Here is a 24548-nt window from a genome sequence, read left to right as displayed (position 1 = left end):
AAAGGGAACCGAGACGATGTCCGAAGATCTGACCTTTCAGGTTGTCCGCAACCACGAGGAGCAGTACTCCTTGTGGCCCGCAGAGCGTGCCCTGCCGCTCGGCTGGACGGCCGAGGGCACGACCGGGACCCGTGAGGCGTGCCTCGCGCGGGTGAGCGAGATTTGGACGGACATGCGGCCGCTGAGCGTCCGACAGGCCGCACGATGACGATCGGCACGCCGGCGGTGGACAGCCCACCCGCCACTCGGTGGCGACGGGCCGAGGACCGCTCGACGCTTTCGTACGCCGAGCGGCGGCTGTGGTTTCTCGATCAGCTGCACCCGGGGTCCACGGGCTATTCGCTGCCGTACTTGTTCCGTGTCAGCGGTCTGCTCGATCTCCCGGCGCTGCGCGCCACGATCACCGGCCTGCACCGTCGGCACGAGGTCCTGCGGTCCATGTATCGGGCCGAGGCCGGAGCACCGAGGCGGGTGATCACCACCCCCGGTGACGTAACTCCGGTCCTCACCGTCGTGGACTCCACGGGCGACGAATCCCTCGCACGCGAGTTGCTCGAACGTGAGCACCGGACGCCTTTCGACCTGGCGAACGAACATCCGGTCCGGTGGACGCTCATCCGGCTGGCGGCGGACGAGCACCTCCTGGCGCTCACCGTGCATCACATCGCGTTCGACGAATGGTCCGGTTACGTCCTCAGTGAGGATTTCACCGCTCTCTACGAGGCCGCGGTGGCCGGAGTCTCGCCGGGACTGAGCCCGCTCGTGTTCGACTACGCCGATCACGCGGCACGCGAACAGGCGACCGGGGCGATCGCCTATTGGGAGCGGCAACTCGACGGCGTGGACACAGTGGACCTGCCGCTGGATCGCGCCCGGCCGCCGGTGTGGCGTCCCGAGGGTGGCAGCGTGTCGATCGAGATGTCCGCCGAACTGACGGCGAAGCTGACCGCGCTCGGCCGCGCGACCGGAGCGAGCCGGTTCATGACGATGCTGGCCACGTTCACCGGTCTGCTCGCCAGGATCAGCGGCCAGGCCGATATCTGTGTCGGCACGCCGATGTCCTGCCGTACGGACGAAGAGACCCACGGCATGGTCGGCCTGTTCGCCAACACCGTGGTGATCCGGGGAAACGTGCGCCGGGAGACCACGTTCCGGGATCTGCTGGGAGAAACGGCCGCCACGTCCTTGGCCGCCATGGACCACCAGGACGTCCCCTTCGATCTGCTGGTCGAACGTCTCGGACCGGATCGCGACCTGTCGCGCAATCCGTTGTTCCAGACCATGTTCGTACTCGAAGAAGGATCCAGCGGCTCGTTCGAGGCCTCCGGTCTGCGCTTCGAGGAAATCCCCATCCCGCCGTCGGCCGCCAAAGTGGACCTGACGCTCGCACTGTGGGACGACGAGAACGGCGGGCTCTCGGGGCATCTCGAGTACGCGACGGCGCTGTTCGACAGGTCGACGATCGAGCGGATCGCCCGGCTTTTCCTGCGTCTCGCCGAAAGCGCGGTCGCCGAGCCGGACCGTCGCGTCTTCGACCTTCCACTTTCCTCCGCGCGGCAACAGCGCGAGGAGATGGGCTACCGGCCCGCTCGGGTCGAGGACGTCTCGGCGGTGGCGCTGGTGGCCCGGCAGGTGGAGTGGCGTCCGGACGCCACCGCGATCGAGGAAGGCCTTACCTACCAAGCAGTTGCCGACGAGGCCGACAGCCTCGCGCACGCCCTGACCCAGGCGGGGATCGCCCGCGGATCCGTGGTGGGCGTATGCGTGGAGAGAGGCCTTCGCCTTGGGCCGGCACTGCTCGGCGTGATGGCCGCGGGGGCCACGGTGCTGTGGCTCGATCCCGCGCAGCCGGCCGAACGGTCGCGCGAACTCGTCGCGGATGCCGGTGCGCGGTCGGTCGTCGCGAGCGGCGCGCTCGGCGACGTCGGGGTGCCGGTGCTCGACGTCGAGGCGGACCGGCCACCCGCGGACCGCGGGTACCTGGCGACGGCGCGGATCGACCAGTCGGACACCGCTTACCTCGCCTACACGTCAGGCTCGACCGGAAAGCCCAAGGGAGTAAGGATTTCCCACGGTGCCCTCAGCGAGCACCTGCAGGTCATCGCGGCCGAATACCGGATCACCGAACGGTCGAGGGTGGCGTTGATCGCGGCCCTCGGCTTCGACGTGTCGTTGGAGCAGATCCTCACCGCGCTGGTCAGCGGCGCCCGGGTGGTCCCCTTGGACCCTCGGAGCCTGAGCGCCGACCGAGTGCTCGACGGCATCCAGCGGCATCAAGTCACCCATGTCAACGTGACTCCGCTGTATTACCGGGAGCTGGTGGGCCGGGCGGCCGTGGGCGACCCGAGATTGGCCTCGGTCGAACTGCTGAATCTGGGCGGGGACGTCGTGCGAGGCAGCGACATCCGGCGCTGGCGCGACGGCGGTTTCACCGCGCGGCTCACCTGTTGCTACGGGCCCACCGAAGCGACGGTCACCTGCGCGCTGCTGGACACACCGGACGACTTCGCCTCCGACAACGTCGTGCCCATCGGACGGGCCGTCGCGGGGACGCGGGCCTACGTCCTGGACGGCGACCTGCAGGCGGTTCCCGTCGGCGTGCCGGGCGAGCTGTATCTCAGCGGTCGTCGTATCGCGACCGGCTACCACGAAAGGCCGGTGGCGACGGCCGAGCACTTCCTGCCGGATCCGTTCTCCGACCGGGCCGGGGCCCGGATGTACCGCACGGGCGACGTCGTCCGCCGTCGCGCCGACGGGGTTCTCGAGTTCCGCGGCAGGGTGGACCGGCAGCTCAAGGTGCGCGGGCACCGGGTCGAACCCGCGGAGATCGAGGCCGCGCTGCTCGCTCATCCGGTGGTCCGCGCCGCCGCCGTCGTGGCGCGCGATGCGGAACTGGTCGCCTACGTCGCGGCCGATTCCGAGCACGGAATCCGGGAGTGGCTCAGAGACCGGCTGCCCGCGTACCTGGTACCCACCACGATCGTCACGCTGGCCGAGCTTCCCCTGACTCCGAGCGGGAAGTTGCGGCACACCGCGCTTCCCGCGCCGCCACGGACCCGGCCCGAATCCGGAGCGGAAGCCGTCGCACCGCGTTCGGCCTCGGAGTCGACAGTGGCCGAGGCGTTCTCGGCGGTGCTGGGCATCGAGGGAATCGGCGTGCACGACGACTTCTTCCGGCTCGGCGGCCACTCGCTCGCCGCGACCCGGCTGGTGGCGCGGCTCCGCGACACCGCGGGCGCCGACCTGCCCGTCAGCGCCGTGTTCACCGCACCGACCCCCGCCGCGCTGGCCGTCGAGATCGACAGCGCCGGCGCGGCGGCCGGCGTCTCGATCGGCGGCGCCGACCGTGGTGCCCCGCTGGTCCTGTCCGCCGCCCAGCGACGGCTGTGGCTGCTGGACCGCCTCGACACGTCACGCCAGGAGTACCTCGTCCCGATGACGTACACCCTCAAGGGCCCGTTGGATGTCGCCGCTCTGCGGCGCGCGGCCGACGGGGTGGTGGAGCGGCACGAGATCCTCCGGACGCGGTACGTCGCCGGCGAGGACTTGGTGCAGGTCGTCGACGAACCCGGGACCGTCGTGCTGGAGGTCGTCGAAGCGGGCGAGCGTTCGGTCCAGCAGATCTTCGCCGACCTGACGAGGGACGGATTCGATCTGGCACGGGATCACCAGTTCCGGCTGGGGCTGGTGCGTTTGGGGCCTGAGCACCATGTTCTGCTGATCCTGACCCATCACATCGCGTGCGACGGCCGGTCGTGGCAGATCATCGGCGACGAACTGGCCGAGCTCTACCGCGGGGTGGAACTCCCGCGACCGGCTTGGCAGTACGCCGACTACGCGGCTTGGGAACACACCCAGGACTTGGCGCGAGGACTGGATTCCTGGAGTACGGCGCTGTCCGGGACCACCCCGCTGCACCTGCCCGCCGACCGGCCGCGTCCTGAGGTCCGTGACCCTTCAGGCGCGGTGTGCTCGTTCCGGGTACCGGGTGAGATCGTCCAGCTGGGTCAGCGCGATGGGGCGACCGTGTTCGCGACCTGGTTCGCGCTGTACTCGGTGCTGCTGAGCCGGGTGTCCGGGCAGGACGACCTCGTGATCGGTACCCCGGTCAGCGGACGTGATCACGACGGATCCGACACGCCGATCGGCTGTTTCGTCAACACGATGGCGGTGAGGGTGCCCAAGGTGGGCGGGAGTTTCCTCGCCCACCTCGCCTCGGTGCGGGCGCTGCTGATCGAGGCGTACGAGCATCGGCACGTTCCCTTCGACGACGTGGTCGCCACGCTGGGCTTGAATCGCGATCCGGCCAGAACGCCGGTTTTCGACGTGATGTTCCAGGTTCTCGATGAGGCCGGGCCCGGATTGCCACTGGACGGGTTGTCCGTCCAGGACGTCGAGCTGACCGCACGGTCCGCCATGGTCGATCTGAGCCTTTCCCTGCGCCCGAACCCGGACGGCAGCTGGACGGGCGAGTTCGAATACGCCACGGCGCTGTTCGATCCCGCCACGATCACCAGGCTGTCCGAGCGGTTCGCCCGGTTGCTCGCCGCGGTGGCCGAGCGGCCGGACGCCGACCTCGCGGAGATCGACCTTCGCTCGGACGCCGAACGGGCCGAGCGGGCGGCCGATCACCACGACGATCCACGGACCGTGGTGGAGATCTTCGCGGAGCAGGCGCGGAATCTGCCCGACGCGATCGCGGTCGCGGACCAGGCGGGGACGGTGACGTACCGGGAATTGGACGAGCGAAGCAACCGGCTCGCGCGGCATCTGATCGCCGGCGGTGTGGGCGCCGACGCGGTGGTGGCGGTCCGGGCGGGACGGACGGTGTGGACCGTCGTGACTCTGCTGGCCGTCCTCAAATGCGGCGCCGTCTACCTTCCGATCGACAACGCGGAACCCCGGCACCGGATCGACTCGCTGATCGCGGAGACAGCGCCGGTGGCGGTGGTGACGAACGGGGCCTTCGAATGCGGCGTCCCGGTGATCGATCTCGTCCAGGACGCCACCGCGATCGACGGGCGATCGTCGCGACCTTTGCGGGCACCACGGGCGGATCTCGCGTACATGATCTTCACGTCCGGCTCGACCGGCCGTCCCAAGGGGGTGCTGGTCGATCACGCCGCACTTTCGCATCACTGCCAGGTGATGGCGCGGGCGTACCGGCTCGGACCGGGGGAGAGGCTGGCCCTGCTCGCCTCACTGAGCTTCGACGCCTCGATGGACCAGATGCTGGCCCCGCTGGTCAGCGGCGCCGCGGTGGTCGTGCTCGACGCGCGGGCGGTGACGCCGGACCGGCTGCTGCAGGAACTCCACGACCACGGTGTCACCGTCGTGGACGTCACCCCGGTCTACTTCCGGGAACTGTGCCGAGCCGCGCGACCCCGTGATCCCCGGCTCGACCGGTTGCGGTTGATGAGCGTCGGCGGCGACGTGGTGACCGGGGAAGACGCGTCCGCCTGGCACGCACTCGGCGTGACGGCGGGGTTCGGCTGCACCTACGGGCCGACCGAGGCGACCATCGCCTGCACCTTCCAGCTCATCGACGAGCAGGAGGCCGAGCGAGCCGGACGGGGTGCCCTCCCCTTGGGGCAGGCACTGCCCGGCAGCCGGCTGTCGGTACTCGGCTCGTCGGGCCGTCCCGTCGTTCCCGGAGCGGTCGGCGAGTTGTACGTCGGTGGCGGCAGGGTCTCCCGCGGCTACGTGAACCGGCCCGACCTGACCGCGGACCGCTTCGTCCCGGACCCGTCCGGAGCACCGGGGGCACGCCTTTACCGCACCGGCGATCTCGTCCGCATGAGGCCGGACGGTGTCGTCGAGTTCTTCGGCCGCGCGGACCGCCAGGTGAAGATCCGCGGCTTCCGGATCGAACCGGCCGAGGTCGAGAGCGTCCTGTCCGCCTGCCCGGGGGTGCGGGCCGCGGTCGTGATCCCGGGCCCCCTCCCCGCCGGGGATCAGGGGCTGCTCGGCTATGTCGTCGTCGACACCGGAATCGAAGCCGCCGCGGTGCGGGCGTATGTCCACAAGCGACTCCCGGCGCACCTGATTCCCGCGGCGTTGACCGTGATTGACGAGATCCCTTTGACGCCCAACGGAAAGGTGGCTCACGCGCGGTTGCCGCGGCCGGTCTTCCTCGACAGCCGGGTGGACGTCCGCCCGATGGACGCCACCGAACGGGAGGTCGCTCGGATCTGGGGCGAAGTCCTCGGCATGACCGGCATCGGACCGGCGGACGACTTCTTCCGGCTCGGCGGCCATTCCCTGTCGGCCACGCGGGTGTCCATGCGGACGCAGCAGGCCTTCGGGGTCGAACTGCCCCTGCACCGGTTCTTCACGGCGACGACGGTCGAGGCCCTCGCCGCCACGATTCGCGGCGAAGTGGAAGCGGCCTTCGCCGGTTTGACAGACGCCGAAGTCCTGGCACTAGCAACCGAGAACTGGGAGGCCGACCAGCGATGACGATCGACGCAGAGCCCGCTGGGCGCACGCTCGCCGAACTGCGCAAGGCCTTGCTGGACCGGCAGCTGGCGGGCCGGGCTTCCGCACTGTCCGCCGCGGGAGGGATTCCCCGGCTCGACCGTACCGAGCCGCTGGCGCTGTCCTTCGCCCAGCAACGGCTGTGGCTGCTGGACCAGCTGCGGCCCGGCCAGGACGAATACCTGGTGCCGATGGCGTTCCGGCTCGACGGTGCACTCGACGAGAGCGCGCTGGCCGACGCGTTCACCGCTGTCGTCGCGCGCCACGAAGTCCTGCGTTCGCGTTATGTCCTCGACGGACGCGCGCCGGTCCAAGTGATCGACGAACCCGCCCCGGTGACACTCCGCCGTACGGCTTGTGACGAGACGCAGCTCCAGTCCGTGATCGCCGAGCTGACCCGGACGCCGATGGACCTTCGCCGCGAACATCCGATCAGGGCTGATCTGATCGAATTGGGACCCGCTTGGACCGTGCTGCTCGTCTGTGTGCATCACATCGCCTTCGACGGCTGGTCCAGCGGACTGCTGCTGCGCGAAATCTCCGAGCTGTACTCGGCGAAGGTGCAGTCCCGGCCGCCGTCGCTGCCCGAAGTCCGCACGCAGTACTGCGACTACGCCCGGTGGCAGCGAGACCGGAGCCGGGGGACTGTCGGCCAGGGACAGCTGGAGTACTGGCGTACCAGGCTTTCTGGCCTGCACACGCTCGCCTTGTTCACCGACCGGCCCCATCCGGTCGAATGGCGGTCCGCCGGCGGCTCGGAGGGGTTCGTTCTTCCCTCGGCCGTGGTGGACGCGCTGCGGGCGACCGGCCGGGACGTCGGTGCCACGGCGTTCGTCACCCTGCTCGCCGCGGTGCACGCGTTCCTCGCGCGGTACTCCGGGCAGCGGGACATCGCCGTGGGTGTGCCGTCCGCGTCGCGGCCACGGGCCGATCTGGCGGACACCATCGGCTACTTCGGGAACATGTTGGTCATGCGAGCCGACCTGTCGGCCGATCCGTCCTTCCGGGACTTGCTCGACGACGTACGGACCACGTCGGTCGAGGCGTATGCCAACCAGGACGTGCCGTTCGACTGGCTGGTCACCGAATTGCGGTCGAACCGGGATCTCTCGCGCAACCCCCTGTTCCAGATGAGCTTGACCGTGGCGGAGGGCGACGACGACGAAGACCTGGCGATGACCGGTCTCACCGGGGCGGCGGTGGACGTCGACTGGATCGCGGCGAAGTTCGACCTCTCGTTCGCGATCACCGTGACCGGGGAAGGTGACTGGACCGGCGACATCGTCTATCCGACCGCCCTGTTCGACCAGGCCACGGTCCAGCGGATGGCCAGGCATTTCGAGGCACTGGTCGCCGCCGTCGCCGCGCGGCCCGAGATTCCCGTCTCCCGGCTGGGTTTCAGCACCGAGCAGGATCGGCGGGAACCCGTCGAGACGACGTCGATCCCGGTCGTCCACGGCATCCACGAACAGGTCGCGCGGCGAGCCGCCGAGGCGGGCGAGCGTACGGCGGTGTCCTGCGGGACGAGCCGGCTGTCCTATCGGGAGCTCGACGAGCAGGCCAATCAGCTCGCCCGGCACCTGCGCGCTCTCGGTGTCGGCAAAGGTGACCTCGTCGGCGTCCGGCTGCCCGGCGACCCTCGCTTGATCGTCGCGCTCCTGGCGGTGCTGAAGGCCGGTGCGGCGTATCTCCCGCTCGACCCGGACCAGCCGGACGATCGTGTCAACTTCATGATCGGCGACGCGGCCGTCCGGCTCGTCATCACCGAACCTCGGTCGGGGCAAGGGATCGACGCACGGACGCTCGTCCTCGACGCCACGGCGCAGGACGTACTCGACGCGTACGCCAAGGACGACCCCGCCGTCGCGGTGGATCCGGACGACCTCGCGTATGTCATGTACACCTCGGGGTCGACCGGTCTGCCCAAAGGCGTCATGGTCACCCATCGCAACGTCATGCGGCTGTTCGGCGCTGTCGACCTCGATTTGGCGACCGGCCCCGGCGACGTCTGGACGGCCTTCCACTCCTACGCCTTCGACTTCTCGGTCTGGGAGATCTGGGGAGCGCTGGCGCACGGCAGCCGGCTCGTGCAAGTGCCGTTCGAGGTTTCCCGTTCACCGGAGGACTTTCTCCGGCTGCTGGTCGATGAAGACGTGACGGTGCTCAGTCAGACGCCGTCCGCCTTCGCCGGACTCACCCGGGCACTCGAGGAACGGGGTGACTACGCCGGGCTGGTGGTGAGGGCGGTGATCTTCGGCGGGGAGGCGCTCGATCCCGGCCTGCTCGGCCCGTGGTTGCGGCGGAGTGGCGCGGCCGCGCCGGTGATGATCAACATGTACGGCATCACCGAAACCACGGTGCACACCACTTTCCGGGTGATCGAGGCCGCGGAGTGCCAGGGGGGAACCGGCGTGGGCCGCAGCCCGATCGGCCGCCCGCTGGCCGACGTGCGGCTGCACGTCCTCGACGATGCCGGGCACCCCGCGCCGATCGGCGTCCCCGGCGAGATCTACGTCGGGGGAGCCGGGGTGGCGCGCGGCTACCACGGTCGCGCGGCGTTGACAGCGGACCGGTTCGTGCCGGACCCGTTCGCCGCCGAGCCGGGAGCGCGGCTCTACCGGTCGGGCGATCTCGGCAGGCTGACCGCCGCCGGCGAGGTGGACTACCTTGGCAGGGCGGACCAACAGATCAAGATCCGCGGTCACCGGATCGAGCTCGGCGAGATCGAGGCGGCACTGTCGAGCCACCCGGCCGTGGCCGCGGCGGTCGTCGACGTGGTGTGGTCGGGTCCTGGCGACGGACGCGTCTTCGGCTACGTGGTCGCCTCGGGGGAGTTCGAGCCCGCGGACGTGCTCCGGCACGCCGCGGCCCGGCTGCCGCGGTACATGATGCCCGCGGCGGTCGTCGTCATTCCCCGTATCCCGTTGACGGTCAACGGGAAACTCGACCGGGCGGCGTTGCCCGAACCGCGGGTGGAGTCCACGATCGCTTACGTGGCACCGCGTTCGGCGGCGGAGACCGCCGCCGCTGCGATCTTCGCGGCTGTCCTCGAAACGCCCCGGGTGGGGGCGGGGGACAACTTCTTCACCCTGGGCGGCGACTCGATCCGGGCCGTGCGGGCGGTGGGCATGCTGCGCGCACAGGGTTTCGAGGTCACCGTCGCCGACCTGTTCCGGCGCCAGACCGTCGAAGAGATCGCCGGGCTGGCAGGCGGATTCGTCGAAGCGGAAGAGCTGACGCAGCCGTTCGCGCTGATCACCGACGAGGACCGCGGCCGCCTGCCGGACGGTGTCGTCGACGCGTATCCGCTGGCGGAGGCCCAGGCGGGCATGCTCTACGAGTTCCTGCGCGACGACGACGTCCACCGCTACCACAACGTGACCAGCTACCCGGTCCGGGAAAAGGGGACGTTCTCCCTCGACGCGTTGCGGCGTGCGGCCCGGATCGTGACGGCACGCCACGACGTGTTGCGGACTTCGTTCGACGTCGAGAACTTCACCGTGCCACTTCAGCTCGTGTACGGGGAACCGGCGGTCGCGATCCGGTGTACCGATCTGCGCGACCTCACCGAGGCGGAACAGTCCTCCCGTCTGTGGGAGGTCATCGCGGCCGAGCGTGCCGAGCTGTTCGACCTCGAGGCGGCTCCGTTGTGGCGCCTGCACGTCGTGGTTTCGGCGCCCGACCGCTGGCAGATGTGCCTGGTCGAGTTCCACCCGATTCTCGACGGCTGGAGCCACAACTCCTTCGTCGTGGAGCTGTTGCGGACCTACGAGAAGTGCCGCGACGGCCACGAGATCGAGGAGTCCGGGCCGGACACGGTGCGGTTCGCCGACGCCATCGCACTGGAGCAGGCTTCGATCGGCTCCGCGGCGGATCGGGCGTTCTGGGCCGAGCGGGTGACCGGGAAGTGGGAGCGGCTCACGCTGCCCGAGCTGTGGTCCGGCCCCGCCGGCGCGCCGCACTACGAGGTGCGGGTGCCGTTGAAGGGGATAGAGGAGGGCCTGCGGGCTCTCGCGCGGACCGCGGCGGTGCCGTACAAGACCGTCGTGCTCGCCGCGTACCTGCGGGTGCTCGGAATCGCGACGGGGCAGGATCGGTTCTTCGCCGGCCTGGTGACCAACGGCAGGCCGGAACGGCTGCGTGGTGACGATGTCCGGGGCATGTTCCTCAACATCGTGCCGTTCGCCGCCCCCGCCGTCCCGGATACCTGGACGGGGTACGTCAAGGACGTCTTCGCCGAGGAGATCGCCATCCATCCGCATCGCCGCTATCCGATGCCCAAGATGCGACGGGACTGGGGAGGCGACGCGCCGCTCGTCGAGACGGCCTTCAACTTCCTGGACTTCCATGTACTCGACGAGGAACTGGTCGACGTCGGCGAACTGCAGGACGTCAGTCCCAACGAGTTCGCCGTCGCGGTGTCGACCGAATACGACTGCGTGGCGATCACGGCCCGGCCGGAGCGAGTGGCGCCGGAGTACGGCGAACTGCTGGGCCGGTTGCTCAACCAGGTGCTGACCGCGATGGCCACCACACCCCTCGGCGATCCCCGGCGGTGCCTGATCGATCCGGCAGACCGGCTGCGCGCGCTCGCCGTGTCCGACGGACCGGTGGAGCGGGCCGACACGGCCTTCGTCGACCTCGTGGATCGATGGGCGATCGAACGCGCCGACGAGCCCGCGGTCTGCGATGCCGACGGTGACCTCACCTATGCGCAGCTGTGCCACAGCTCGGATCAAGTGGCGGCCGGGCTCGCGGCGCGGGGCATCGGCCCGGACGACGTGGTCGGCATCGGTCTGCCGCGCGGCAGGCGACTCGTGGCGGCCCTCCTCGGCGTGCTGCGCGCGGGCGCCGCGTTCCTGATCCTGGATCTCGCGCAGCCCCAGGCGCGCAGGGAGACGGTCCTCCGTGAGGCCGGAGCGGTCGCGGTGCTCGGTGTGGACACCACCACCGCCGAAGTCCCGGTGCTCGACCCCGCGTCGTTCGACGGCCTGCCCGGCCTCGGCGCACCGGTCCCCGTCCTGCCCGATTCGCTGGCGTATCTGATCAGCACCTCGGGCTCGACAGGTACGCCGAAGAGCGTGATGCTGACCCATCGCGGGTTGACCAACCTCGTCGGCCCGCACGCCGCGGACCTGGGCATCGGACCGGGTGCCCGGGTCGCCCAGCTGGCGCCGGTCGTGTTCGACATGGCCGTGTTCGAGATCGTCCAGGCGCTGGCGCACGGCGGCACGGTCTGTGTGCCGGATCCGGAGGTGTCGGCGGTCGGGGACGCCCTCGCCGGCCAGCTGACCGAGCTGAAAGTCAGCCATCTCGTCATCGTCCCGTCTGCGCTGGCCATGCTCGACCCGGATAAGGTGCCCGGTCTCTCGGTGATCGCCGTGGCCGGGGAGAACTGCCCGCGACAGCTGGCCGACACCTGGTCGGACCGGGTGCGGTTCTTCAACCTCTACGGCCCCAGCGAGTACACGATCTGGGCGACCGGTACCGAGGTCGTCCCGGAGCTCGAACGAGGGGTGACGATCGGACGGCCGATCGCCAACACCGAGGCCTACGTCCTGGACTTGCGGCTCGATCCGGTGCCGGTCGGAGTACCGGGGGAGCTCTGCCTCGGTGGTGCCGGCCTCGGCCGTGGGTACGCCGGCAAGCCCGGCCAGACCGCGGACCGGTTCGTACCGGATCCGTTCGGCGAGGTTCCCGGCGCGCGCCTCTACCGGACCGGTGACCGGGTGATCCGCCGTCCCGGCGGCGAACTGGTGTTCCTCGGCCGGATCGACCACCAGGTGAAGGTCAACGGGCACCGGATCGAGCTCGGCGAGGTCGAGTCGGCACTCCAGGCGCATCCGGAGGTGCGCCAGGCGGTCGCCGTGGTCCAGGGCGAGGGCGAACTGAGGCATCTTTCCGCCTTCGTGACGACGGCGGAAGGCAGCCCCGTCGCCGAAACGGAGCTCGAGGACTTCCTTCGCGACCGGCTCGCCGGCTACCTGATGCCCTCCCGGATCGTCCGTCTCGACGAACTGCCCACGACTGAGAGCGGCAAGATCGACCGGGCCACGCTGGAAAGGACGCGGGTGGAGGACACCCGCCTAAGCGCTCTGGTGCCGCCGAGGAACGCGCTCGAAGCCGAGATCGCGGCCGTGTGGCGACGGGTCCTGCGGGTCGACCAGGTCAGCGTGCATGACGACTTCCTGCGGCTGGGCGGCCATTCCCTGCTGGCCGTGCGGCTGGCTTCGCAGCTGGCGACGACCCTGGGGCACGCCGTCTCCGGAGCCGACGTGCTCCGGTGGCGGACGATCGCCAAGATCGCGGAGGGAGCGGACAGCGCGCCGTCGTCGGAGGGGCCGCTGGTCTGGTTCCGCGAGACGGGTGACGCGGCGCCGTTGTTGTGCGTGCACCCCGGCGGAGGTGACGTGCACTGGTACGAGACCCTGGCCGGGTTGCTCCCCGAAAACCAGCCGGTGGGCGGATTCCGGTTCGAGGGATCGCGGCGGTTCCCCCATGGCGTGACGTCCGCTCAGCTGGCTCGGTACTACCTCGAGCAGCTGGACGATCGAGTGATCGCGGCGGGGGTGCGGCTTCTGGGCTGGTGCGGTGGCAGCCCCATCGCCTGGGAGATGGCCAGACTGCTCACCGAGGCGGGCCGAGACGTGACGCTCACCCTGATCGATCCGGTGGCCCCGGTTTCCGATGCCACCGACCAGCTCCGGGATTTCCAGCGGTGCGAAGAACTTTTCGCCGCGCTGAGCGGAGGCGAGGACCGCGTGCGCGCCGAGGCGTTCGCACTGCTGGCAGAGCTGCTCGACGAGGAATTGCCGGAAGACGTCCTGACCGATGACGAGTGGTCGGAGCGAGTCCGGGGATGGAACAGCCTGCTCAAGGCGATCTTCGGATATCGCTTCGGGGCCGCGCGGTGGCCGGTGGACCTCGTTTTCGGCGCGGAGATCGCCACCGGCACGCATACGGTGGTCCGCGACATCGACCCGGCCGAGTATTCCGCTTCGTGGCAACGGTTGCTGGTGAACACCGCGCACTCCCGGACCACCGTTCCGGGCAGTCATCTCGGAATCCTGGAGGAGCCGCACGTCAGGCGGGTCGCCGAACTGCTCGACGTACAGGGGAGCAAACCGTGATGGGGCAAGGTGTTCCGCTCAGCCGGAACCGGGACTTCCGGCTGTTGTGGATCGGCCAGGCGCTGTCCGCGCTGGGCTCGACGATGTCCTCGGTCGCGCTTCCCCTGCTCGTGCTGGTGGCCACCGGGTCACCGGTCAAAGCGGGGATCGTCGCTCTCGCGGGAAACCTGCCCTTCGTCCTGCTGCAGCTTCCCGCCGGGGCCTTCGTCGACCGGCTGAACCGGCGCATGGTGATGCTCGTCTGCGACCTGGGCCGGGCGTTGGCCGCCGGCAGCGTCGCGGTCGCGTTGCTCGCGGGCGAGCTGCACTTCATGCATCTCGTGGCGTTCGCCGCGATCGACGCGACGCTCGCGGTTCCGTTCCAGCTGGCCGAATCGGCGGCGTTGCGCAGGATCGTCGTCGACGAGAGTCAGCTTTCCACCGCCATCGCCCTGAACCAGGGCCGTGCCTACGGCGCCGAGCTGGCCGGACAGCCGTTGGGCGGTCTGCTGTTCGGCATCAGGAACTTCCTTCCCTTCGTCGCGGAGGCGATCGCCTACCTGGGTTCGATGCTGACCGTGCTGGCCCTGCGCACGCCGTTGCCCGCCCCGCCGCGGACCCGGTCGCCACATCTGCTGCGCGAGATCAAGGAGGGGGTGACGTGGTTCTGGAGCAAACCGTTCCTCCGCTGGACGGCGTTGTTCGTCTCCGCGAGCGACTTCGTCATCAACGGTCTTTTCCTGCTGCTCGTGGTGATCGCGCAGCGGAAGGGGACTTCGGAGGTCGAGATCGGTTTCATGCTCGCGCTCGGCGGTGCCGGGGGAGTGGTGGGTTCTCTGCTGGCGCCACTGGTGCAGCGGCGGGTCGGCTCGATGCGGCTCATCGTCGCCGGCGTCGCTTGGATCGGCGCGCCGATGATCGCGGCGCTCGCGCTGACCACCGACTATCTCTCGATGGGCCTCCTGCTCGGCCTGACGCTGTCGGTCTGGCCGGTGTGGAACGCGGTCATCATGGCGCGCTGGCTGGTGCTGATCCCGGACGAGCTGATGGGCCGGGTGCAGAGCGCGGCCGTCCTGATCGCCGGAGCGCCGGTCCCGCTGGCCGGACTCGCCGCGGCCTTCCTTTACGAATCGCTCGGTGCCGTCGGCGCCCTCCTCGTTTTCGCGGGCATCATGCTGACCGTCGCGATATTCGCCACGCTGAACAAAGCGGTCCGCGACGCCGACACGCCGATCGACGCCGATCGCGCGCTGACCTAGCTCGCGGTTCCCTTTCGAAACCCTGATCGTGAACAAAGGAGTGACCATGGCCAGGAATCCCGACAGCGTGCTGTCCTGTGTGGACATGAACGGGGACGTGCTCGCCGACGGCGTGCTCACCTACGCGTTCCGGCAACTGCTTCGGAACAACGGATATGTGCACGTCGTGAACGTTCCCGAAAGCTTCGACCACGTCGATTTCCTCAAAGAGATGGGCGAGTTCCAGCCGACGTCGACCGGGACGGTCGTGGGCGACGTGAAACCGGAGCGCGGCATGGACGACGTCAACCACGGGCAGAACCGCGGTGGCCTGACGCCGCATACGGAAGGCTACGAGTTCCACGGGCTCCCGCCACGCTATCTCGGCCTGTGGTGCGTCAACCCGCCCGCCGGGCAAGGCGGGGAGACCACGATCTTCGACGGCAACCGCATTCTCACCGAGTTCACCGACGGCGAGCGTGTCCATCTGCGTGACACCGCCTACAGCTGGGGATCCACCGAAGGCCTTGCCCGGCACGGCGTCCGCCCGACGGCGGAGCACCCGGTGCTGGAAGAACACGGTGACGAGACGATCTTCCGGTTCTCCAGCAACTATCTCGTCATCCCCGACGGCGACGAAGTGGCCCGGCGGGTGATCGACCGGGGCAACGAACTCTTCACCGACGGGCATATCGCGGTCCGCTATCAGCGGCACGACCTGCTGGTCTGGGACAACTGGCGGATGCTGCACTCCCGCAACGCCTTCGAGGACCCCGAACGGCACCTCAAGCGTGTGCAGATCGCGGCATGAACGGCGCACAAGTGGTGATGGAGACGCTCGACGCCGCCGGTGTCGACCTCTGTTTCACCAACCCGGGGACCTCGGAGATGCACCTGGTCGCCGAAATGGCCACCAGGCCCGCGATCCGCAACGTGCTCTGCCTGTTCGAGGGAGTCGCGACCGGCGCCGCCGACGGCTACGGCCGGATGGCCGGGAAACCCGCGGCGACGTTGCTGCACCTCGGGCCCGGGCTCGGCAACGGCCTGGCGAATCTGCACAACGCTCGCCGGGCCGCCACCCCGCTGGTGAATCTCGTGGGCGACCACGCCACCTACCACAAGGCGTTCGATCCACCGCTGGACTCCGACATCGAGTCCATGGCGGGAACGGTATCGACCTGGGTCCGCCGGACGACGAGGGTCGAGGACATCGGCTCGGACATCGTCGACGCCCTCGTCGCCGCGCGAACCGGGCGCGGCGTGGCGACCCTGATTCTCCCGTCGGACGTCTGCTGGTCGGACGGGGGGAGCGTCGCCCGGATCCCGGCGACCTCGCCGGAGGAGTTCGACGCGGGCGAGGTGGAGCGGATCGCCAAGGTCCTGCGAGACGAGGAAGGCTGTCTGCTGTTCGTCGGCGGCGCCACCCTGCGGCGTGAGGGATTGCGCGCGGCCGGCCGGATTGCGCGAGCGACCGGCGCCCGGTTGCTGGCGGAGAAATCCCCTGCACGGCACGAGCGCGGCGGCGGCATCCCGGACCTGGAGCGCCTGCCATATCCGATCGACGAGGCCCTGGCCACGTTGCGGGGATATCGGCACATCGTCTTCGCCGGTACCCGGCCTCCGGTGGCGTTCTTCGCCTATCCGGGCAAACCCAGTGCTCTCGTTTCCCCCGAGACCGAGGTGCACGAACTCGGCCAGACCTCCGCGGCACTGGAGTACCTGGCCGAACTGGTCGCGGCAGACACCCGCCCGGACGACGGGCCGCGGACGCGGCCGGGCCTGCCCACCGGAGGGCTGACCGCGGAAGCGGTCGCGGCCGTCACCGGTGCGCTGTTGCCCGAAGGCGCCGTGCTCGTCGATGAATCCATGACGTCCGGTCAGCGGTTGCCCGCCGCGACCGCCGGTGCGCCGTGGCACGACTGGCTCAGCCTCACCGGCGGATCGATCGGCATGGGCACGCCCGTCGCCACCGGCGCGGCACTGGCCTGCCCGGACCGGCCTGTGCTCTGCTTCGTCGCCGACGGCAGCGCGATGTACACGCCGCAGTCCTTGTGGACGCAGTCGCGCGAGAGCCTGAACGTCACCACCGTCGTCCTGAACAACTCCTCGTACGCGATTCTGGCGGGCGAACTGGGCAGAATCGGTGTCTTCACCGACGCGGATCTCGACCGGGCCCGGGAGTTCATCGACATCTCAGGGGTGGATTTCGTTTCACTGGCGGCGGGGATGGGCGTACCCGGCGCACGCGTCGATACCGCGGAAGGATTCGCCGGAAAGCTCCGCGAGGCACTCGCCGAGCCCGGCCCGCATCTCATCGAAGCCGTCGTGCCGCCCGTGGCCGCGTTGTGACGCGCGCGACGATGACGGCCACCTTCTCCCAGATCTCCGTGATGCCCGGTGTCTGGCCGACCACCGAGTTACTGGAGCGGTTGCGCGCGATGAGCGAGCGATCGCCACTGGTGCTGAGTGAATGGCCGTCCGCGGACTCCGTGGATCGCCGGGCGTTCGTCGGAACCGACGCCATCTTGGCCGGTTGGAAGGACGAACTCGGCGCGGAACGGCTGGCCCAGCTGCCCGCTCTGCGCTACATCGGCTTGCGGGCCACGTCGACCGACCGGGTGGATCTGGACTACACGACCAGCCACGGTGTCACCGTCTCGCCGATCCAGGGTTACGGAGACATCGGGACCATGGAGTTCGTCGCGGAACAACTCCTGCGGCACGCGCGGAACGGCGGCCCGGGGTGCGGGGAACTGGCCGGACGACGCCTGGGCGTCATCGGCTACGGCAGCGTGGGGCAAGGCGTCGGACGGATCGCCGCGGCACTGGGAATGGACGTCCTGTTCCATACGCCCACCCCCCGCCTCACGCCGGCGGACGGGCCGCGGTGGGCCCCGCTTCGGACGGTCCTGGAGACCGCCGACTACCTGACGTTTCATTCACCCGCCTATCGCCCCGTCGCCGGCATCGACGAGTTGAAGCGCGTGCCGTCGGCGGCCGTGGTCGTCCTGACGACACTCGGCCTGCCCATGGCCGAAGCCGATCTGATCGAGTGGCAGCGAAACCGCACCGGAAAGGTCGTACTCGACCTGTGCGCGGGGCATGGCCTGTCCCACGAGGCCAAGCAGGTGCCCGGACTCGAACTGCACGAACTCTATGCCGCCAGGACCACGGAATCGGTGCGTCGTGCCGAAGCCAAGCTGCTGGCCAACCTCACCGCCGGCCTGAACCCGGATGAAAGGGAAAGCCGTTGACTCCCAACCCCTTCGACGCGCCGGACGAGCCGTTCCGCGTGCTGGTCAACGCCGAGGGACAGCATTCGCTCTGGCCGGCTTTCGCGGACGTGCCCGCGGGATGGACCGTCGTTTTCGGACTCGCCGATCGCGAGTCCTGCCTGACGCACATCCGTGAGCACTGGACGGATATGCGACCACAAAGCCTGCGGGCACAACTGAGCTGACAGGAGCGAGCGAGTGGACGTCGGCCTTCTCATCGACGAACAGATCCGCCTGCGTGGCGACTCCGCGGTCGCGGTCGCGGCCGACGACGGCCGAATGACCTACCGTGAATTCGGCGCCGAGGCGGGAAGAATCGCCGCGGCGCTCATCGAATCCGGGGTCCGGCCGGATGACGTCGTGGCCGTGCGGCTGCCGAGAGGAGCCGGGCTCGCCGCCACCCTGCTCGGCGTACTCTGGTCCGGCGCCGCGTACCTTCCGCTGGACCCCGACGCGCCGCGCCCCCGCGGCGACCGGATGATCCACACCGCGGGAGCGCGGTTCATCGTCACCGACGAACCCGCGCCCGAGGGCGTGCGGAGGGTCAGGCCGGGGCGGGAAGTGGCGGGCCCGCGTACGTCACATCCTGAAGATCTCGCGTACGTGGTGTTCACCTCGGGTTCGACCGGCGAGCCGAAACCAGTCGCGATCCCGCGTCGCGCACTGACCAACCACACCGTGGCGGCGGGCCGGAAATACGGGCTGACGGGCGAGGACCGGGTGCTGCAATTCGCCAACGTGGCCTTCGATGTCTACGCCGAAGAGCTCTTCCCGACACTGGCGGCCGGTGCCCGGGTCGTGGTCATGCCCGAGGCCGTGCCGCCGCCGGCCCGCTTCGAGGCGTTCCTCGAGCGGGAACAGGTCACGGTGGTCAACTTGCCCACCTCCTACTGGACACAGTGGACCAAGGACCTCGACGCCTCCCGGCTGGACAGCCTGCGGTTGGCCGTGATCGGCAGCGAAGCGGGGCATGCCACGAATCTGCGCGTGTGGCGGAAGAGTTCCCCGGTGCCGGTGATCAACGCGTACGGGCTCAGTGAAACGACGATCACCACCACGGCGGCCGAACTGTCCGATGTGGAGGAAGGTGTGCTGCCCCTGGGGCGGCCACTCGCCGGCATGCGGATCCACGTCCTGGACGAACGACTCGAAGAGGTCATCGACGGTGCCGTCGGCGAACTCTACGTCGCCGGTGCGGGGCTGGCACGGGGCTATGTGGACCGACCGGGCCTGACGGCCGAACGGTTCGTCGCGTCCCCGTTCCAGTCAGGGGAGCGGATGTACCGCACAGGTGACCTTGTCCGGAGGAACGAGGATGGCGAGCTTCGCTTCGAGGGGCGCGCGGACGACCAGGTCAAGATCCGGGGAATCCGGGTGGAACCGGAAGAGGTCCGGGCCGCGCTGGAGGAACATTCCGAGGTCGTGTCCGCCGCCGTGGTCGCGCGCCGTCACGACAGCGGGGAAACCGGCCTGATCGGGTACATCGTCTCCCGGCACGATGACTCGCTGGGGCGCGTACGCAAGTGGCTCGGGCAACGGCTGCCCTCGTATCTGGTGCCGCACAGTCTCGTTCCGCTGGAGCGGATTCCGTTGACCAATAACGGAAAACTTGACCGCGCCGCGCTGCCGGTACCCGAACGGACGGCGGATTTCTCTCCGCCGCGCAACGCCGAAGAAGCGAACCTGTGCACGTTGTTCGCCGAGGTGCTCGGCGTGGACGAGGTAGGGGTGCACGCGAATTTCTTCGAACTGGGCGGCCATTCGTTGCTCGCCGCCCAGTTGGTCGGCCGTCTCGACGCCGAGGTGTCCCTCCGCTGTGTCTTCGACGCGCCCACTCCCGCCCTGCTGGCGGGTGTGGTCCGGGAACAGGGGACGGCCCGGACGGGGATCCGGCCGGTGGCGCGGCCCGAGTTGATCCCGCTTTCTCCCGCGCAGCAACGCTTGTGGTTCCTCGGCCAGCTGGGTGCGTCGCCGACCTACAGCTTGCCTTTCGCCGTCCGGTTGCGTGGCGATCTGGACCGCGCGGCCCTCGAAGCCTCGGTGGCGGACGTCCTGGCCCGGCACGAGGCCCTGCGCACGGTCTTCCCCGAGAATCAGGGCACGCCGTATCAGCGGGTGCTCCCGGTCGACTCGGTGCGCGTCGACCTGCGTGTCGAGTACCCCGAGGATCTGGACGCCGCGATCCGGCACGACATCGACACGCCGTTCGACCTGTCCGCGGATCCGCCGTTGAGGGTCCGGTTGTTCGCCGCCGGGCCGGAAGAGCACGTCCTGCTGCTGACGATGAACCACATCGGCACCGACGGCTGGTCGATGCGGCCCTTGGCACGAGACCTGCATGACGCGTATTCAGCGCGGCTGGCCGGACTGGCTCCCGAGTGGTCACCGCTGCCCGTGCAGTACGTGGACTACACGCTCTGGCAGGCCGATCTGCTGGGGCCACCGAGGAACCGGACGCCGCTCGCCGCGCGGCAACTGGACTTCTGGCGCCGGACTCTGCGGGACCTGCCGGAGGACGTGCCCGCGACGGATCTGCCGAGACCGTCCGTGATCAGCGGCCGTGGCGAGGCGGTGCCGATCACCCTCGAGCCGGCACCGCACCGGGCCGCCGTCGCGCTGGCCAGGCGGACCGGGACCACGGTCTTCATGATCGTGCAGGCTACCGTCGCCGCGTTGCTGACCAGGCTAAGTGCCGCGACGGACATCCCGATCGGCACGCCGGTGGCGGGCCGCGGCGATCCGGCGCTCGAGCACCTGATCGGGTTCTTCGCCAACACCGTCGTCCTGCGGACGGACACCTGGGGCGACCCCACACTGCTCGATCTGATGCGCCGGGTCCGGCAGACCGATCTGGACGCGTTCGACAACCAGGACGTTCCGTTCGGGGACGTCGTCGAGGCGGTCAACCCCGGACGGTCGCTCACCCGCAATCCGCTGTTCCAGGTGATGCTCCTGCTGGCCGCCGAGAAGGACGGCGAGGGGTTCCGGTTTCCCGGTCTGACGGCCGACACGAGGGACGTCTTCACCGGCGCGGCACTCGTCGACCTGCTGTTCGATCTCGTCGAGCGGTACAGCGAGGACGGGACACCCGCCGGCGTCCACGGCAGGCTGGAGGTCGCCGCCGATCTCTACCTGCCGGAATCGGTGTCGTTGATGGCGAAGCGCTTCGCCGCGCTCTTCGAAAGGTGGGTCGCGCGGCCGGACCTTCCCTTGTCCGAAGTGGACCTTTTCCTCGGTACCGAACGCGCGGATGTGCTTGACCGGTGGAACGCGAACGAGGTGCCGCTGCCCGAGACCACACTGCCCGAGTTGATCGAGAAACAGGTCGCCGCGACACCGGAAGCCCCGGCGATCAGGTCAGCGGACGGAGAGGTGACCTTTGCCGAGCTGAACGAACGGGCCAACCGGATCGCGCACCTGCTTCTCTCGCGTGGTGTCGGCCCGGGCGATCACGTCGGCGTCCTGCTGCCTCGTGGTCCCCGGCAGATCGAGGCGTTCGTCGGGGTTCTGAAATGCGGTGCCGCGTATCTCCCGATCGACCCGGCCTATCCCGGCGATCGGATCCGGTTCATGATCGAAGACAGCCATCCGGCGATCGTTCTCGCGGCGGCAGCCGATTCGCTGCCCGGCGACGTGCTGGCGCTGGACGACCCCGCGACGGTCGCCGACTTGCCGGTGACGAATCCCTTGCCGACGGATCGCCCACGGCCCTTGACGGCGGACACCCCGAACTACGTCGTCTACACCTCGGGCTCCACCGGACGACCGAAAGGCGTGGTCCTTCCCGCCAAGGTCTTGATCAACGAGATGCTCTGGCACGCCACGCAAGCACCGTACGAGCCGGACGCGCGGGTGGCCCAGTTCAGCGCCATCGGGTTCGACATGTCCGAGCACGAAATGCTCACGGTCCTGATCAACGGCAAGACGCTGTGCGTTCCCGACGAAGACACCCGCTCGGATCCGGCACGCCTGGCGCGCTGGCTCGACGACGAACGCGTCACCGAGTTCTACGCGACCAACGCGATCATGGCCGCGGTCTACGAGGCGGCCACCGAGCAGGGGCTGGGTTTCACCGCGCTGCGGCATCTGGTGCAGGGCGGTGAAATGCTCCACCTCACCCCGTCGGTCCGGGCGTTCCACGCCGCCCGGCCGGATCTGGTGCTGCACAACGAGTACGGCCCATCGGAAACCCACGGTGTCACCGGCGCCGCCTTGCCCGCCGACGTCGACGAGTGGCCGTACCTGCCCACGATCGGCCCGCCGATCTGGAACACCCAGGTCTTCGTGCTCGACGAGCGCCTCCGGCCGGTACCCGTCGGGGTCATCGGCGAGTTGTACCTGGCGGGCAACAACGTGGCGCACGGCTATCTCGGACAGCCCGGTCTGACCGCGGCACGGATGGTCGCGAACCCGTTCGGCCCGGCCGGCTGCCGGATGTACCGCAGTGGTGACCTGGGCCGCTGGCGCTCCGGCGGCTCACTCGAACTGGTCGGCCGGGTCGACGATCAGGTCAAGATCCGCGGTGTGCGGGTCGAACTGGGCGAGCTGAACTCGGTGATCGGGACGCATCCGGCCGTCGGACAGGCCGCCACCGTCCTGCGAGAGGACCAGCCGGGGGAGCGGCGCCTGGTCGCGTATGTCGTGCCCGCCCTGTCCGGCCCCGCGCCGACGGCGGCGGAACTGCGCAGGCATGTCGGCGCGGCGGTGCCCGAATCCGTTGTCCCCTCGGCCTTCGTCGTGCTGAACGCGCTGCCGGTCACCGCGAACGGCAAGGTCGACCAGGCTCGGCTTCCGAAGCCGGTCCTGGTCGGCACGGCACGGCACGCGCCGAGTACCGAACAGGAGGCGGTGGTGTGCGACCTGTTCATGGAGGTCCTCGACGCCGCCGAAGTCGGTGTGCACGACAACTTCTTCGAACTGGGTGGTCACTCGTTGCTGGTGACCCGTCTGGTCAGCCGGGTGCGCGGGAAACTCGGAGTGGAGTTGACCGTACGGATGGTGTTCGAGACGCCGACGCCCGCCGAACTCGCGGCCCGCATCGACAGCGCTGTGTAGTGGACACGCCAAAAGGCGGTGAGCGCGAGTCGCTCACCGCCTTTTCGCTATTTCGCGAAGACGTCGTCCAAGGACTCTTCCACGACACTCGCCATCAGTTCCAGCTCGTCGGATGTGATCGCCAACGGCGGCATGAGAACCAAGGTCCTGCCCAGCGAACGGATCCAGACCCCCCGCTCCTGCGCGGCCTGGCATACCCGGAAACCGGCTCGGGGATGGTCGGAGGCGAGCTCGATACCGGTCATCACACCGAGCCTCCGGACCTCGTGGACCGCTTCGTGTTTGGCGACGCGCTCGAGCAGATCACCGAGCAGGTCACCCTTCTGCTGAGCCATCGCCGGCAGATCGAGTTCGGTGGCGATGGCCAGGCTCTCCAGCGCCGCGGCGCAGGCGAGCGGATTGCCCGCGTAGGTGTGGCCGTGGAAGAACATCGACGAGGACTCCGACTCGGAAAAGGCGCTCGCCACCCGATCCGTCGTCAGAAGGGCCGACAGCGGGAGCACACCACCGGTGACTCCCTTACCGCACAACATGATGTCCGGCACGATCCCGGCGTGCTGCGTGGCCCACATCCGTCCGGTCCTGGCGACCCCGGCCGCCACTTCGTCGCAGATGAGCAGGATGCCGTACTTGTCGGCCAAGGTGCGGCACGCCCGCAGGAAGTCCGCGTGATAGGGCCGCATTCCGCCCGCGCCCTGGATCATCGGCTCGACGATGAGCGCACAGCACTGGCCGCCGACCTCGGCGAGCGTCGCTTCGAGTGCGGCGATCGCCCGCGCCGCCGCCACCGAGGCGGATTCGCCGTTCACCGGGCCGGGCGAATCGGTTTTACGGACCTTGAGCAGCAAGGGCCCATAGGTCGACTGCGACTGATCGCCACCCATGATGCTCGAAGCGCCGATGGAGTCACCGTGGAACGAGTTCTCCAAATGGACGATCACTTCCCGTGGGCTTCCCGACTGCACGGAGAACTGATAGGCCATCTTGAGCGCCGCGTCGACCATGGAAGCGCCGTCATTGCCGTAGAATACTTTGGAAAGGCGTTCGGTGCTGTCAGTGGATGTCGGTGCCAGCTCGATCAGCCGCTCGGCGAGTCGGATTCCCATCGTGTGTGTCGCCCCGAAGAACGAGGAATGATCCAGCTGCTGCAGCTGCGCGGCCACGGCCGCCTTGATACGAGGATCTCCGTGCTGGTACGAGGTCACCCAGAGTGAGCCGCATGCGTCGAGAAACCTGCGGCCGGAAACATCTGTCAGCCACACGCCCTCGGCACGATCGATGACCGGCGGATTGTCGGAAACCCAATTCTGGTGCTGAGTGTAGGGATGCCATACCGCTTTCTCGTCCCGCAACTGCCAGTCGTGGACAACATTCATTTTTTCATCCCATCTCGA

General features: G+C 69.1%; 10 protein-coding genes. 9 read left to right on the top strand and 1 reads right to left on the bottom strand.

Going from position 1 to position 24548, the window contains the following annotated elements; translation table 11 throughout:
• Positions 1–16 precede the first annotated feature (16 nt).
• From ACLJRL_RS18080 to ACLJRL_RS18040, 9 genes are read left to right on the top strand one after another with little or no spacing between them, the layout of a single operon-like run.
• Positions 17–208, top strand: coding sequence for an MbtH family protein (locus tag ACLJRL_RS18080; protein ID WP_410657352.1), 192 nt, complete (start codon positions 17–19; stop codon positions 206–208).
• Positions 205–6459, top strand: coding sequence for an amino acid adenylation domain-containing protein (locus ACLJRL_RS18075; protein WP_410657351.1), 6255 nt, complete (start codon positions 205–207; stop codon positions 6457–6459). Before ACLJRL_RS18080 ends, ACLJRL_RS18075 begins: the two co-directional genes overlap by 4 nt.
• The gene (locus tag ACLJRL_RS18070) at positions 6456–13607 is read left to right on the top strand and encodes an amino acid adenylation domain-containing protein (protein WP_410657350.1); all 7152 of its coding nucleotides are present in this window, start codon (positions 6456–6458) and stop codon (positions 13605–13607) included. Before ACLJRL_RS18075 ends, ACLJRL_RS18070 begins: the two co-directional genes overlap by 4 nt.
• Positions 13607–14845, top strand: a complete 1239-nt coding sequence (locus tag ACLJRL_RS18065) for an MFS transporter (protein WP_410657349.1) — start codon at positions 13607–13609, stop codon at positions 14843–14845. The genes ACLJRL_RS18070 and ACLJRL_RS18065 overlap by 1 nt, the downstream gene beginning before the upstream one ends.
• A gap of 46 nt (positions 14846–14891) precedes the next feature.
• On the top strand, positions 14892–15635 hold the full coding sequence (locus ACLJRL_RS18060; protein WP_410657348.1) for a TauD/TfdA family dioxygenase: 744 nt from the start codon (positions 14892–14894) through the stop codon (positions 15633–15635).
• Positions 15632–17173: an acetolactate synthase large subunit gene (locus ACLJRL_RS18055; RefSeq protein ID WP_410657347.1), complete on the top strand. Its 1542-nt coding sequence runs from the start codon at positions 15632–15634 to the stop codon at positions 17171–17173. Before ACLJRL_RS18060 ends, ACLJRL_RS18055 begins: the two co-directional genes overlap by 4 nt.
• 11 nt (positions 17174–17184) lie before the next feature.
• Positions 17185–18078 (top strand): NAD(P)-dependent oxidoreductase, encoded by an 894-nt coding sequence (locus ACLJRL_RS18050; protein ID WP_410657346.1) that lies wholly within the window; start codon positions 17185–17187, stop codon positions 18076–18078.
• Positions 18075–18284 carry an MbtH family protein gene (locus ACLJRL_RS18045; RefSeq protein ID WP_410657345.1) on the top strand — a complete coding sequence of 70 codons (210 nt, stop codon included), beginning with the start codon at positions 18075–18077 and terminating at the stop codon, positions 18282–18284. The genes ACLJRL_RS18050 and ACLJRL_RS18045 overlap by 4 nt, the downstream gene beginning before the upstream one ends.
• Before the next feature lie 13 nt (positions 18285–18297).
• Positions 18298–23154 (top strand): amino acid adenylation domain-containing protein, encoded by a 4857-nt coding sequence (locus tag ACLJRL_RS18040; protein ID WP_410657344.1) that lies wholly within the window; start codon positions 18298–18300, stop codon positions 23152–23154.
• A 47-nt stretch (positions 23155–23201) separates the two neighbouring features.
• Here ACLJRL_RS18040 and bioA read toward each other — a convergent pair whose 3' ends face one another.
• Positions 23202–24530, bottom strand: a complete 1329-nt coding sequence (gene bioA, locus ACLJRL_RS18035) for an adenosylmethionine--8-amino-7-oxononanoate transaminase (protein WP_410657343.1) — start codon at positions 24528–24530, stop codon at positions 23202–23204.
• Between the last annotated feature and the right edge of the window lie 18 nt (positions 24531–24548).

It is taken from the genome of Amycolatopsis sp. lyj-112 (genome assembly GCF_046549055.1).
GTDB lineage: Bacteria > Actinomycetota > Actinomycetes > Mycobacteriales > Pseudonocardiaceae > Amycolatopsis.
This window is presented reverse-complemented; position numbering and strand designations above follow the sequence as displayed.